Raw genomic sequence first — 14,399 nt, 5'->3', positions numbered from 1 at the left:
TTTATCCCTCCACTTTCTCAATATTGACTAACATACATTTCGATTCAGGGGTTTGTGTATTGGTATCCCCTGTGCGAACGGTGAGGTTATTGGCAAAGAAACCTTTTTTCGCCCCAGTGGTGGCAGCAAAGCCCCAGTGGATTGGAATGCCCACGGTATGAATCGGTTTACCATCAGACACTAAGGCACGAATACGCTTGGTGACCACGGCAACCGCTTTGATGTAGCCTCGTTTAGAGCTGACTTTGACCACATCCCCGTGTTTGATTCCTTTTTCTGCGGCAAGGGCTTCGCCAATTTCAACAAACTGTTCAGGTTGAGCAATCACGTTAAGTAATACGTTTTTTGTCCAGTAATGGAAATGTTCCGTTAAACGATAGGTTGTGCCAACATAAGGGAAATCCACATTTGTGCCGAGATCTTCTTTATCACTTGCCAAAATACGTGCCACAGGGCTTTGCACCACATTAGGGTGTAATGGGTTTGTTCCAATCGGCGTTTCCATTGGCTCGTAGTGTTCTGGGAAAGGTCCATCTGTCATACGGTCACGCACAAATAAACCACTTACCCCTTCAGGCTGCATAATAAATGGCATCACAGGGCTATGCGGTGGGGCATTACCGTAGTCGGCAACGTCCACATAGTTCCAGTTTTTACCATTCCATTTAATAAGCTGGCGTTTCGGGTTAAATGGCTTGCCTGCTAAGTCTAAGCCGGCACGGTTATACAGAATGCGGCGGTTGAGAGGCCATGCAAACGCCCAGCCTAAGGTATTCCCTAGATTGGATGGATCCGAATTATCACGGTTTGCCATCTGGTTACCTTTCTCTGTCCATTGACCTGTATAGATCCAACAAGCCCCCGAGGTGCTACCATCGTCACGCATTTGAGCAAAGCTAGACAGTAATTGACCTTTTTTCAAAATAATGTTGCCGTTAGCATCTTTGAGATCCTCTAAGGCATAACCATTATTTTCTTTGGCGACTTCTTCTGCTTTTGGCTCAAGCGGGTTGGCATAATCCCAACTCATGGCTTCTAATGGCTCAAGTGGGGCTTTGCCGCCTTCTTTGTGGTAAAGGTGGATCAATTCGGCACGTAATTCCGACATAATTTCGCCGTCGGTTTTGGCTTCGCCTGGTGGCTCGGCACCTTTCCAGTGCCATTGTAACCAACGACCAGAGTTGGCAATGGAACCATCTTCTTCGACGAAACACGTGGTTGGTAAACGGAACACTTCGGTTTGAATATCTTCGGTTTTTACCTCATTAAATTCACCGTAGTTTTTCCAGAATTCCGACGTATCGGTCACTAAAGGATCAAAAATCACTAAATATTTAAGGTTACTTAATGCTTTAATGATTTTTTGTGAATTCGCATAAGAGGCAATTGGGTTCATGCCTTGACAGAAGAAACCATTCACATTGCCTTTATACATTTCTTCAATATAGCGGAAATGATCCATGCCTCCTTTCGGCAATTTTGGTAAGTAGTGATAACCAAATTCATTGTCTTTGGTACCTTTGTCACCGTAGAAGGATTTCAACATACTCACGACAAATTTCGGGGTATTTTTCCAGTAGTTAACCTGATCGTTTAACATGGTTTTTGGCGTGATACGATCTAAAAACCCTTGTAACGTTTTGTCTGCTTCAGTCGGCAAAGGAAGGTAGGCAGGTAATCGATTCGGGAATAAACCCAGATCCGTGATGCCTTGTACGTTAGAGTGACCACGTAACGCATTCACCCCACCGCCAGACACCCCAATGTTACCAAGTAACAATTGAATGATTGCCATGGTGCGGATATTTTGTGAACCTACGGTATGCTGAGTCCAACCTAATGCATATAAGAAGGTGGCGGCTTTATCTGGTGCGGAAGTTTTGGCAATTTCTTCGCAGAAAATATGGAAATCTTTTTGCGAGGTACCCGTAATACGCTCCACCATTTCTGGCGTATAACGTTCAACGTGTTCACGTAATAAATTGATCACACAACGTGGATCTTTCATCTCCATGTCACGTTTTGGTTGACCAGCTTCATCAAATTGATAAGACCATGTGGAGCGGTCATATTTTCGGTTGGTTTCGTCATAACCCGAGAATAAGCCGTCTTCAAATTTGAAGTTTTCATTTACCAAGAAAGTGGCATTGGTGTAGTGCTTCACATATTCATGTTGAATTTTGTCATTTTTTAATAAATAGCGAATCACACCAGAAAGAAAGGCAATATCTGTACCTGAACGGAGAGGCATATAGATATCGGCAACAGAGGCTGTACGGTTAAAACGTGGATCAACCACCATCAGTTTGGCACCGTTTTGTTTTTTGGCTTCAATAGCCCAACGGAACCCAACAGGGTGAGCTTCAGCAGCGTTACCGCCCATAACAATGACTAAATCGGCATTTTTAATATCAACCCAGTGGTTGGTCATGGCACCGCGACCAAATGATGGAGCAAGACTTGCTACCGTTGGTCCGTGTCAGATACTCGCTTGGTTGTCAGTAAATACAATACCGAGGGAACGTACAAATTTTTGGGTGAGAATGCCTGTTTCATTACTACAAGCAGAACCGGCTAAGAAACCTGATGTCATCCAACGATTAACGGTTTCACCCGCTTCGTTTTTTTCAATAAAGTTAGCATCACGGTCATCTTTCATATGACGAGCAATACGTGTAATTGCTTCATGCCATGAAATACGTTTCCATGTGTTTGAACCTGCTTCACGTACTTCAGGGTATTTCACACGACGGTCGCTATTGACATAGTCTAATGCACCTGCCCCTTTCGGACATAATGCACCACGACTGACGGGGTGATCGGGATCGCCTTCAATGTGGAATAATTTTCCTTTACTATTTTTGGAACCATCACCAAGGCTATAAAGCAACATGCCGCAACCTACGGCACAATAAGTACAGGTATTACGTGTTTCTTTGGCACGTAATAATTTGTAATTGCGAGGGGCTGCCAGTGCGTCCGTTGGGGCAAATCCCAACATTGCGGCAGATGTCCCCGCCATTCCCCCTGCACAGATCTTGAAGAACTTTCTTCGATTGACCTGCATAGACAATACTCCTTAACTGACAAAATCAATTTTATCAGTATTTCATAGTCGTAAATTCGTTTTTTTATATAGAAATGATTGGATGTTAATGGGTAAAGCTAACACCCACTAAACGTAGCGTTATCATCGCATAGTTTATTTTTGCATGTTAAACTGATATGGCTATTTAACACGTCGGAATTGTTGATATAAAGCTTATGAAATTAATTACCAGCAATTGTGTGGCATTAAGGATACCCACTTTTAAGGGCTAAATCCATAACCAATCTGAAGAATTGAGGAAAAATATTTTGAACTGGATCACAAAATCAACAGTTTGTTTTTTCAGCAAATTAACAAAAAATCAACAAAATAAAAACAAAACAATAACTTATGTTGAAAAAGCGGAAAATCTGGCAACCGAGACGCCTGTGGCGTTGGTGTATAACGGGATTTCACATACTGTGATGATGTGTTCGCCACAAGATTTAGCGGATTTTGCTCTCGGTTTTTCTTTGGCAGAAGGCATTATTGATAAGCCCAGTGATATTTATGGCATGGATATTGTGCCAGTGAGTCAGGGCATTGAAGTGCAAATTGAATTGGCGACAAGGTGTTTTGTGCGTTTGAAAGAAAAGCGTCGCACTTTAGCGGGGCGTACAGGCTGTGGCATTTGTGGCACAGAACAACTTGCCGAGATCCATAAAAACATCACGAAATTAGACCGCACTTTTCAGTTTGATTTAAATCGACTGGATGACTGTTTGTTGCAAGTGCAAAAGGCACAACAGCTAGGTCAGGAAACAGGCTCGACACATGCCGCCGCCTTTTTTGATTTGACGGGCAATTTGCTGGCGATTCGTGAAGATGTAGGGCGTCATGTTGCCTTAGATAAATTACTTGGCTGGAAAGCCAAACAGCCCATGCAACAAGGATTGATTTTGGTCACCAGCCGTGCAAGCTATGAAATGGTGCAAAAAGCGGCCTCTTGTGGTGTGGAAATGTTGGTGGCAATGTCAGCCGCAACTGCACTGGCAGTTAGCATGGCGGAAGATTATCAACTCACGCTAGTCGGCTTTGCACGAGAAGGGCGAGCCACCCTGTATACAGGAAAAGAGCGGTTGTTTTTTTGAGAATTTTCTCTATAATTTGCTGTATAAAAAAACAGTGTAGAAAAGGGCGAAATGAGGATTTTCTCCAATGCGTTATTGCCTGTTTTTCGCATAAAATCACAAAATTAGGTCAACGATGGATATTTCAGAATTATTAGATGGGTTAAACGATAAACAACGAGAAGCTGTGGCTGCACCACTAGGAAATCATTTAGTGTTAGCAGGGGCGGGGAGTGGAAAAACCCGAGTTTTAACACATCGTATCGCTTGGTTAATTGCCGTAGAAGGGGTGTCAGAAGGAAGCATTATGGCAGTTACCTTCACCAATAAAGCCGCCGCAGAAATGCGACATCGTATTGAAACGACCTTGGCACAATATGCCCCTCCACGTTTATTGGGGCTGTGGGTGGGAACCTTCCACAGCATCGCACATCGTTTATTACGTGCCCATCATCTCGATGCAAATTTACCACAAGATTTTCAAATTTTAGATTCTGATGATCAACTTCGCTTAGTGAAACGTCTGCTTAAATTACATCAATTTGATGAAAAAATTTTTATTCCTAAGCAAGTTTGTTGGTATATCAACGCCAAAAAAGACGAAGGGTTAAGAGCACACCAAATTGATGATAATAACGACCGTCATGAGCGTGAATGGATCAAAATTTATCAAATTTATCAAGATACTTGTGATCGTGCAGGGTTGGTGGATTTTGCCGAGTTGTTGTTGCGTGCTTATGAATTATGGCTGAAAAAACCGATTATTTTGCAACGTTATCAACAACGTTTTCAGCATATTTTGGTCGATGAGTTTCAAGATACCAATAAAATTCAATATGCTTGGGTGAAATTGCTCGCGGGTGAACAAGGCAAGGTCATGATTGTTGGGGATGATGATCAATCTATTTACGGTTGGCGAGGGGCGAAAATTGAAAATATCCAACGCTTTTTAGCGGATTTTCCCAACGCTCAAACCATTCGACTGGAGCAAAATTACCGTTCCACAGGCAATATTTTACAAAGTGCAAACCACTTGATTGCAAATAACAGCAATCGGTTAGGGAAAAACTTGTGGACAGAAGGGGAGAAAGGCGACCCTGTTGGAATTTATGCCGCCTTTAATGAATTAGATGAAGCCTTGTTTGTCGCCTCACAGATTAAGCAATGGATCGATCAAGGGGGAAAATTAAATGATTGTGCGGTGCTTTATCGAAGCAACAGTCAATCTCGTGTGATTGAAGAAGCCCTGATTCGTTCGCAAATTCCTTATCGTATTTACGGTGGGATGCGATTTTTTGAACGCCAAGAAATTAAAGATGCCTTGGCATATTTACGCTTGATTGCGAATCGTGATGATGATGCGGCATTTGAACGTGTCATTAATACCCCTGCTCGAGGCATTGGTGATCGCACCCTAGAAAGTTTGCGTCATCTCACACGTGAACGCCAATTAACGTTATGGCAAGCCACCCAAGTGGCTATTCAAGAAAATCTATTAACGGGACGTGCAGCCACCGCCTTATTACGTTTTATGGAATTAATTCATTCTTTAGAGCAAGACAGTGCAGAAATGCCTTTGTTTGCTCAAACAGATTTTGTGATCAAACATTCTGGCTTATATGACATGTATAAGCAGGAAAAAGGCGAAAAGGGCGAAGTGCGTATTGAAAACTTAGAAGAATTGGTGACCGCCACCAAAGAATTTATCAAACCCGATGAAGCAGAAGGGCTTTCTGATTTAACCGCCTTTTTAACCCACGCCTCTTTAGAAGCAGGGGAAGAACAAGCATCACCACATCAAGAATATGTGGAAATGATGACATTACATTCCGCTAAAGGATTGGAATTTGCACGTGTGTTTATAGTGGGGGTAGAAGAAGGGCTATTCCCAAGTTTCCGATCCTTTGAAGAACCGGGACGATTGGAAGAAGAACGCCGTTTAGCCTATGTGGGCATTACACGAGCAAAACAAAAACTCACCCTTTGTTATGCCGAAAGCCGACGTCTTTATGCCAAAGAAGAACGTCATTTACCTTCCCGTTTTATTGCCGAATTACCTGAAGAATGTATCCAAGAAATTCGTTTGAGAGGCACCGTCACGAGGGCAATGAACCAACAAAAAGTTGGCTCGGTCAGCCCAATGTTATCTGACAGCGAGTGGAAAATGGGGCAAAAAGTGTTACACAATAAGTTTGGTCAAGGCACCATCATTAATGTGGAAGGCACAGACAACAATACCCGTTTACAAATTGCGTTCCAAAATCAAGGCATTAAATGGTTAATTGCCCATTTAGCCAAATTAGAAAAAGTGCGTTAATCGCTCACCCTTCACGATGACACGGGAAGACCGATAGGATCTCACCGTGCCTTAGGATTTCCCCCCCCTTATAGGACGCCATACAGGCGTTCTAGTGCGAATGTGCATGGAAATTAGAATGCGAAAAGTGCGGTGGATTTTCAAAAAGTTTTATGCCTCCTTATATGTAGGTAAATCATCTTTTTACACAAATCCATCTTAAATAAAACAGGGAATTGGTATATGATATAGACCAATTTTCAATTCAATAAAAAACCAATTCTTATGGCTAGAAAGACCGCAAAAAACACAAATCCCCCCCTAGAACAAGGCATTGTCCCGCCGCATTCTTTGGAAGCAGAACAGTCTGTGTTAGGCGGCATTTTAATTCACCCTGCACATTGGGACAGCATCAGTGACATGCTGATTGGCGATGACTTTTATTTAGCGGCACATCGTGTCATTTTCCAAGAAATGGAAAGTTTAATTCGTCAAGGCAAGCCGATTGATCTCATCAATATTTATGAATTTCTAAAAGAAAAAAATCTCAGTGAAGAAGTGGGCGGATTCGCCTATTTAGCAGAATTATCCAAAAACACCCCAAGTGTGAGCAATATTGTTTCTTATGCGACAATTGTGCGTGATCGGGCGATTTTACGGGATTTAATTGGCGTCAGTAATGAAGTGGCACAAAGTTGTTACAACACCAAAGGGGTGGAAGTAAAAGATATTTTAGATGAAGCCGAGCGTAAAGTGTTTGCGATTTCTGAAAAACGCACCACATCTAATGAGGGGCCACAAAATATTTGTGCCATTTTGGAAAAAACCATTGATCGTATTGAACTGCTCAGCCAAACCGAAGGGCATAATGGGATTACAGGGGTAAGCACAGGCTTTGACGCCTTAGATAAAAAAACCGCAGGCTTGCAACCTTCTGATTTAATCATTGTGGCTGCCCGTCCCTCAATGGGAAAAACCACCTTTGCGATGAACCTGTGTGAAAATGCCGCCTTAAAAAGCGACAAACCTGTATTGGTGTTCAGTTTAGAGATGCCTGCAGAACAAATTATGATGCGTTCGTTAGCCTCTTTATCACGAGTGGATCAAGTGAAAATTCGTACAGGGCAAGGCTTAGATCAAAGTGATTGGGCAAAAATTGGCAGTACCATGGGCATTTTTGCCAATAAACCGAATTTATATATTGATGATTCTTCTGGTTTAACCCCAACAGAATTACGTTCACGAGCAAGGCGGGTGTACCGAGAGCATGGTGGATTAAGCTTGATCATGGTGGACTATTTACAACTCATGCGGGCACCGGGGTTTGCGGAGAACCGAACTTTAGAAATTGCCGAAATTTCCCGTTCTTTAAAAGCCTTAGCAAAAGAATTAGAAGTGCCTGTTATTGCGTTATCCCAGCTTAACCGTACTCTTGAAAACCGTGCGGATAAACGCCCCGTCAACTCGGATTTACGTGAATCAGGATCCATCGAACAAGATGCCGACTTAATTATGTTTATCTATCGAGATGAAGTCTATAACGATAACTCGGAAGATAAAGGTATCGCAGAAATTATCATTGGTAAACAGCGTAACGGACCAATTGGACGAGTGAGATTAGCCTTTAGAGGGCAATATTCTCGCTTTGATAATTTGGCAGAGCAACGAGATATGAGAGACGATTATTAATGAATATGAAACCTGCAACCGCCAAAATCAGTTCTGTTGCATTAAAACATAACATTCAGGCGATTAAACAAAAAGCCCCACAAAGTAAAATCATTGCCGTTGTAAAAGCAAATGCCTATGGACATGGCGTGGTTTTTGTTTCCTCCGCTTTGGAAGAATATGTGGATTGTTTTGGTGTTGCCCGCTTGGAAGAAGCACTCAGTTTACGTTCTAATGGCATTACCAAACCGATCTTATTACTGGAAGGTTTTTTTTGTAGCAAAGACTTGCCTATTCTTGCGGTGAACAACATTCAAACGGTGGTACATAATGTAGAACAGCTTGAAGCACTACAACAAGCACAGCTTCCTAACCCGATTAAAGTCTGGTTAAAAATTGATACGGGAATGCACCGCCTAGGGGTGGATTTAGCCGAAGTTGAAACCTTTTATACGGCACTGAAACAATCCCCCAATGTGGATCCTAAAATTGGCTTTATGAGCCATTTTAGCCGTGCTGATGAATTAGCTTGTGATTATACCGCATTACAGCTTGAACGCTTTTTACAGGCAACGCAAGATAAACAAGGCGAGCGTAGCATTGCCGCTTCTGGTGGGATTTTATTTTGGCAACATTCACATTTAGAATGGATTCGTCCGGGGATTATCATGTATGGCATTGCCCCGATTAACACGCCTGCACAAGCATTTGATTTAACCCCCGTCATGACGTTAACCTCCTCTCTGATTTCGGTCAAAGATCATAAAAAAGGTGAGCCTGTGGGCTATGGTGGCGTTTGGGTGAGTGAAAAAAACACCAAAATTGGCGTGGTAGCGATCGGTTACGGTGATGGCTATCCGAGAGATATTCCAATCGGCACACCAGTCTATTTAAATGGTCGTCGTGTTCCTATTGTAGGGCGAGTCTCCATGGATATGTTGACCGTCGATCTGGGCGAACACGCACAAGATCAAGTGGGCGATGAAGTGATCTTATGGGGCAAAGATCTCCCGATTGAGGAAATTGCACAAATTAGTGGGGTGATCAGTTATGAGTTGATCACAAAGCTAACCCCACGAGTGCTCACAGAATATGTTGATTAAGTATATTATGATGAAAAGTGCGGTGAAATTGACCGCACTTTTCGATTTCCACCACATTTCCAAGTCAATTCATGTCTTGAACTTTGCCGCAGTATTTCTCTCCCTTGTGTGAAATGGACAATTCCTTCATTAGTCAGAGTCAGTCAGAAAACGGGGATTGCACGTTGAAAGGGCGATCTAGGCGTGATGTTGTCTTTCTTCCTTTTTTCTTTCTTTATTTTTTTCTTTCCTCGTGACTAAACAAAAAATCCCTCTCAATATGCCTATTCAGCTATCAATTTATTAACAAAATGATGACATTTCTTAAATCTGAGTAAAATTAATGGATTTATCATGCTGAAACTTGTTCTGCCTCAAAGTTTAGCTCTTAACCTACAAGGCAATTTGGTATATCATTTGCTAGAATTGGTATGATAAAAGAGGAAAACAGCAATGAAAAACGTCAATCCTACAAAAACACGTGCGTGGAAAGCATTAACAGAGCATCGTGATGCACAAAAAGCAGTAACGATTCAACAGCTTTTTGCACAAGAAAAGAATCGTTTTGCAGATTATTCTTTACGCTTTGATGATCAACTTTTAGTGGATTATTCAAAAAACAATCTTACCCAAGAAACCTTAACGTTATTACGCCAGTTAGCCGAAGAATGTGCATTGCCAGATGCCATTGAGGCGATGTTTAGCGGTGAAAAAATCAATCGAACTGAAAACCGAGCGGTATTGCATATTGCATTGCGTAATCAAGCCAATACACCTATTTTGGTTGATGGACAAGATGTGATGCCAGATGTGAATGCGGTATTAGCAAAAATGAAAGCCTTCTGTCATCGAGTGATCTCAGGTGAATGGAAAGGTTATACCGGTAAAGCCATCACCGATGTGGTGAACATCGGGATTGGGGGTTCAGATTTAGGCCCTTATATGGTCACTGAAGCGTTACGTCCATATAAAAATCACTTAAATATGCATTTCGTGTCTAACGTTGATGGCACACATATTGCTGAAGTCTTCAAAAAAGTGAATCCAGAAACCACCTTATTCCTCGTTGCATCAAAAACCTTTACCACACAAGAAACCATGACCAATGCGTTATCTGCACGTGAGTGGTTCTTAGACAGTGCCAAAGATGTGGCACAAGTGGCAAAACACTTCGTCGCACTATCAACCAATGCAAAAGCCGTGGCTGAATTTGGTATTGATACAGAAAATATGTTTGTTTTCTGGGATTGGGTCGGCGGTCGTTACTCATTATGGTCAGCCATTGGTCTTTCTATTGCATTATCAATCGGTTTTGAGAATTTTGAAGCTTTATCTGCAGGTGCTCATGCGATGGATAACCATTTCCGTTCAGCACCAATGGATCAAAATATCCCGATTACAATGGCATTAATCGGCTTATGGAACACCACTTTCTTAGGTGCACAAACAGAAGCCATTTTACCTTATGACCAATATTTACACCGTTTTGCCGCCTATTTCCAACAAGGCAATATGGAATCTAATGGTAAATATGTGGATCGTAATGGTGAGGTGATCGATAACTATCAAACTGGTCCAATTATTTGGGGTGAGCCAGGTACAAATGGTCAACATGCGTTCTACCAATTGATCCACCAAGGTACAACATTAATCCCTTGTGATTTCATTGCACCTGCACAAACCCATAATCCGTTGTCTAATCATCACGAAAAATTGTTATCCAACTTCTTTGCTCAAACTGAAGCCTTAGCCTTTGGTAAAACCAAAGAAGAAGTGGAAGCCGAATTTGTGAAAGCAGGCAAATCATTAAATGATGTGAAAGATGTTGTGCCATTTAAAGTGTTTACAGGTAACAAACCAACAAACTCTATTTTAGTGCCAAAAATCACACCATTTACCTTAGGCTTATTAATTGCCATGTATGAACACAAAATTTTCGTACAAGGTATTCTTTTCAATATTTACAGTTTTGACCAATGGGGTGTGGAATTAGGTAAGCAACTAGCGAACCGTATTCTACCTGAATTGGCAAATAGCGAAAAAGTGGAAAGCCATGATAGCTCAACCAACGGGTTAATTAACCAATATAAAGCGTGGCGTTAATTTTCGTTGTATTCCAATGGAAAAGCACTCGTGATGGCGAGTGCTTTTTTTATTGATGGAATCCGTTTTGTGCTGAAAAGTGCGGTCAGTTTTAATCACAAACACCGAGGTTATTTCCATGTCGATTTCATCGATAACTCGGTGATGTTGATCAAGCAGAAATTTAAAAAGGTTGAAAACCCAATTTTTCTTTTTCTGCGAAAATACGTACAGCCTGTTGTAAAACATCGGCAGGAATTTTTTCTTTATAGAGAAAGCGATTATTGACGGCGATAAATTCAGCATCTAAACATTGTGTATAAATTGAGCCTGAATTTGCGTTGACACCCGCCATCGCTCTTCCTTGTAGTTTGCCATAAATGTGTATATTGCCATCGGCGGCAACTTCTGCCCCTTCTTCCACATCGCCATGAATGATCAAATCGCTTTTTTTAGCATAAATCACTTGGTTTTTGCTCACAGTTTGGTCAATGATTTTCACGGGGAAGTAACGAGGCTCTGGCAAAATGGCTGAAAATTCCCCGCTTTTTCCGAGTAAGGGTAAATTGGCACTGAGAATGAGCTCTTTTTGTAAATCATTTTGCCAATCAGCCACACCGATCACCTGAATATGGTAGTCGGCTAATAAGGTTTTTAAGGCGTTGAGATCGATTTTTTCTAGACTGGGTGTGAATTGGAGAATCACAGCAAGTGGATTGAAAAATGCGGGAGAATGTTTGATTTTTTTATTGAGATGACGTTGGATAACATGAAGGCTGGCACTGTTTAATGTCATAAAAACGGAAGAACACTGTCCTGTGTGAAATGCGATGATATCCTGTGCCATAATGTGATCCAAATAAAAAATTACATATTTTAATCATAAAGAATTGTGCTAGGATCGGCAAATCTTTTTTAATCATGGGGAAAAATCAATGTTGTGTGCGATTTATAAAAGTAAGCGAAAAGTCGGGACTTATTTATATGTAGAAAAGCGAGATCAATTTGAGCCAGTGCCAGATGCCTTGAGAGAAGCATTTGGGACGCCGATTTTTGTAATGATGTTTAATTTAGCAGGGGAGAAACCTTTGGTGAATGCAGATAAAGATGAGGTGTTAAAACAAATTCAACATAACGGGTTTTATCTGCAAATGCCAAAAGAAGATGATTGGCTGTTTAGCTTATAGCCCAATGGTAAAACGGGGTTTGGCAGGCATACGTTCTGCAATCCGTTGTCGATTGGCAGCAAGGGCTTGTGCCGTTGGTGTGTAATCAAGCCAAAGAGCTTGGTTGTCAGGTAAATGAGTTGGCCAAATATATTGCACATTAAAGCCACGAGCGAGGCATTCTTGGTGTAATAAATCGTAGCGTTTTTTTAAGAAGGTTAGCTTGTTAAAAAAGAAACGGACATGACCTGTACCCAGTTTATAATCTTCAGGTTGACCGATAAGGTTAAATTTACCTTTTGCGACGGCATTGGGAATGCGGGTGAGTTCACGGTGTTCGGCGAGTAAATGTTGATCGCAGAGTTCATTGGGGGGGATAAGATTAATTCGAGTCATTCGGTTGTCTCTTTAAGGTAAAAAATGGTGTGTTAACTGAGGCTAACACACCATTTTTGTTTATTTGAGGGTTTGAATAAATTCAGCAATGCTTTGCATATCTTCTTCAGATAGGCGAGATTTTGCCGCATTGCCCGCACCAATAATTTGCCCGTCTTTACGCACTTTAAGTGCTTCAACAATTTCACTTGTGGAAAGTTGCGTTAAGATCTTTGATTGGTTTAATGCAGGTTTTTCACCACGATCGCCATGGCAAAAGGCACAAGATTGCTTGAATAATTTTTTTCCGTGCTCTACATCCGCATGCGCCGTGGATAAGATCCCCAGTGCAACCAACAAGAGAGTAGAATGTCTTTTTTTCATTATTGACCTTTTATTTGTCCTTGAAAAAGTGAATGTAAAAATGGCGTAGGGATTAAGCCATCGAATTTATAAAGGATTTTGCCAGTTTGGTCAATAACGAAAGAGGTTGGGGTACCAAGGAGTTGGTAACGCTCAGCGGTGATTTTGAGTTGGTCTTTCACTATAGGTAGGTGAAGATCTCTTTGCTTAACAATGGCTTGTGTGTCGCCTTTGTCACCATCCACATTAATGGCGAGAATGTTGAGGTGATGTTGTGGATATTGTTGTGCCAGTTGCTCTAAAGTTTTCAGTTCGCCAACACAAACACCACAAGTTTCAGACCAAAAAGTTAATAACGTGGTGTGCCCTGATTGGTGGGTTAACTGCACGGGCTGACCTTGTAAATCAAAGGCGGCAATATCAGGGGCGGTATGTCCAATTTCCGCTTTCTGTTCTTGGCAAGCAAACAATAAACCGATGCTACTAAGCAAACAGAATCGGTAAAGTGCGGTCAAAAATATTTTAGTTTTCATGAGGCTGTTCTCGTAACAATTTACCATGCTGTAAAATGAGAATGCGATCTGCCACTTTTCCAAGTTCAGGGTTATGCGTGACCATCACAATGGTTCGCCCTTGTCGATTTAGCTCAATCAGTAATTGTAAAACCAAGTGTTCGTTTTCTTCGTCTAAATTCCCCGTCGGTTCATCTGCAAAAATGACAGGTGGCTGATTGACTAAGGCTCGAGCAATACAAACACGTTGCTGTTCGCCCCCTGAAAGTTGGCTAGGTCGATGATCAAAGCGGTGAGATAAGCCCACTTGGCTTAACACTTGTTTCGCCGCATCTTCATCCACAACACTGTGATAATGCTGTGCCAACATGACATTTTCTAATGCGGTTAAATAGGGAATGAGATGAAATTGTTGAAACACTAAGCCGATTTTTTCTGCTCGGAAACGTTGGCGTCCTATTTCATCTAATTGGGCGGCATCAACACCATCGAGGATCACTTTGCCTTCTGAGGCGGTATCAAGCCCCGTTAGAATATTCATTAAGGTGGTTTTGCCCGATCCTGACGCACCCATGATTGCCACAAATTCCCCTGCTTTAATGTTCAAGTTAATATCATCGAGTGCGGTAATTGAACCGAAGCGTTTAAATAAATGTTGTGTTTCTATCACATTGTTTTGCATAGCTTTTCCTTATAA

12 protein-coding genes are annotated in these 14,399 nt (G+C 41.7%); 6 read left to right on the top strand and 6 right to left on the bottom strand.

Features of this window, described 5'->3' with window-relative positions; translation table 11 throughout:
- Position 1 precedes the first annotated feature (1 nt).
- Positions 2–3,067 (bottom strand): formate dehydrogenase-N subunit alpha, encoded by a 3,066-nt coding sequence (gene fdnG, locus ACPEEM_RS04890; RefSeq protein ID WP_424402947.1) that lies wholly within the window; start codon positions 3,065–3,067, stop codon positions 2–4.
- 290 nt (positions 3,068–3,357) lie between these two features.
- On the opposite strand from fdnG, the gene fdhD reads away from it, so the two are divergent.
- The 5 genes from fdhD (at position 3,358) to pgi (ending at position 11,307) form a co-directional block, all read left to right on the top strand.
- Positions 3,358–4,179, top strand: coding sequence for a formate dehydrogenase accessory sulfurtransferase FdhD (fdhD, locus tag ACPEEM_RS04885; RefSeq protein WP_424407978.1), 822 nt, complete (start codon positions 3,358–3,360; stop codon positions 4,177–4,179).
- A 115-nt stretch (positions 4,180–4,294) separates the two neighbouring features.
- Positions 4,295–6,475, top strand: coding sequence for a DNA helicase II (uvrD, locus tag ACPEEM_RS04880; RefSeq protein WP_424402951.1), 2,181 nt, complete (start codon positions 4,295–4,297; stop codon positions 6,473–6,475).
- Between the two features lie 264 nt (positions 6,476–6,739).
- Positions 6,740–8,143, top strand: a complete 1,404-nt coding sequence (locus ACPEEM_RS04875) for a replicative DNA helicase (protein ID WP_424402953.1) — start codon at positions 6,740–6,742, stop codon at positions 8,141–8,143.
- Positions 8,144–8,148: 5 nt separating this feature from the next.
- On the top strand, positions 8,149–9,225 hold the full coding sequence (gene alr / locus ACPEEM_RS04870; protein ID WP_424403986.1) for an alanine racemase: 1,077 nt from the start codon (positions 8,149–8,151) through the stop codon (positions 9,223–9,225).
- A 432-nt stretch (positions 9,226–9,657) separates the two neighbouring features.
- The gene (pgi, locus tag ACPEEM_RS04865) at positions 9,658–11,307 is read left to right on the top strand and encodes a glucose-6-phosphate isomerase (protein WP_424402955.1); all 1,650 of its coding nucleotides are present in this window, start codon (positions 9,658–9,660) and stop codon (positions 11,305–11,307) included.
- A 163-nt stretch (positions 11,308–11,470) separates the two neighbouring features.
- Here the strand turns inward: pgi and minC are convergent, their stop codons facing one another.
- A complete protein-coding gene (gene minC / locus ACPEEM_RS04860) occupies positions 11,471–12,133 on the bottom strand; it encodes a septum site-determining protein MinC (protein WP_424407976.1) in 663 nt (220 codons plus the stop codon).
- A gap of 88 nt (positions 12,134–12,221) precedes the next feature.
- Here minC and ACPEEM_RS04855 point away from each other — a divergent pair, with 88 nt between their 5' ends.
- Positions 12,222–12,473, top strand: a complete 252-nt coding sequence (locus ACPEEM_RS04855; RefSeq protein WP_424405717.1) for a YcgL domain-containing protein — start codon at positions 12,222–12,224, stop codon at positions 12,471–12,473.
- On the opposite strand, the gene ACPEEM_RS04850 is transcribed toward ACPEEM_RS04855, so the two are convergent.
- Genes ACPEEM_RS04850 through ACPEEM_RS04835 form a run of 4 tightly spaced genes read right to left on the bottom strand, consistent with a single transcriptional unit; the run spans position 12,468 to position 14,384 of the window.
- Entirely contained in the window at positions 12,468–12,848 is a 381-nt protein-coding gene (locus tag ACPEEM_RS04850; RefSeq protein WP_424402961.1) for a pyrimidine dimer DNA glycosylase/endonuclease V, read from the bottom strand. The two genes, ACPEEM_RS04855 and ACPEEM_RS04850, sit on opposite strands and share 6 nt — an antisense overlap.
- Positions 12,849–12,908: 60 nt before the next feature.
- The gene (locus ACPEEM_RS04845; protein WP_424402963.1) at positions 12,909–13,211 is read right to left on the bottom strand and encodes a c-type cytochrome; all 303 of its coding nucleotides are present in this window, start codon (positions 13,209–13,211) and stop codon (positions 12,909–12,911) included.
- Positions 13,211–13,723 carry a TlpA family protein disulfide reductase gene (locus ACPEEM_RS04840; protein WP_424402965.1) on the bottom strand — a complete coding sequence of 171 codons (513 nt, stop codon included), beginning with the start codon at positions 13,721–13,723 and terminating at the stop codon, positions 13,211–13,213. The genes ACPEEM_RS04845 and ACPEEM_RS04840 overlap by 1 nt, the downstream gene beginning before the upstream one ends.
- Complete coding sequence (locus tag ACPEEM_RS04835; RefSeq protein ID WP_424402967.1) at positions 13,713–14,384, bottom strand: ABC transporter ATP-binding protein; 672 nt, start codon at positions 14,382–14,384, stop codon at positions 13,713–13,715. The genes ACPEEM_RS04840 and ACPEEM_RS04835 overlap by 11 nt, the downstream gene beginning before the upstream one ends.
- Between the last annotated feature and the right edge of the window lie 15 nt (positions 14,385–14,399).

Source organism: Pasteurella pantherarum, from assembly GCF_049670885.1.
Taxonomy (GTDB): Bacteria; Pseudomonadota; Gammaproteobacteria; order Enterobacterales; family Pasteurellaceae; genus Pasteurella.
Note: the sequence above shows the minus strand (reverse complement) of the source record. Positions and strands in the feature narration are given on the sequence as shown.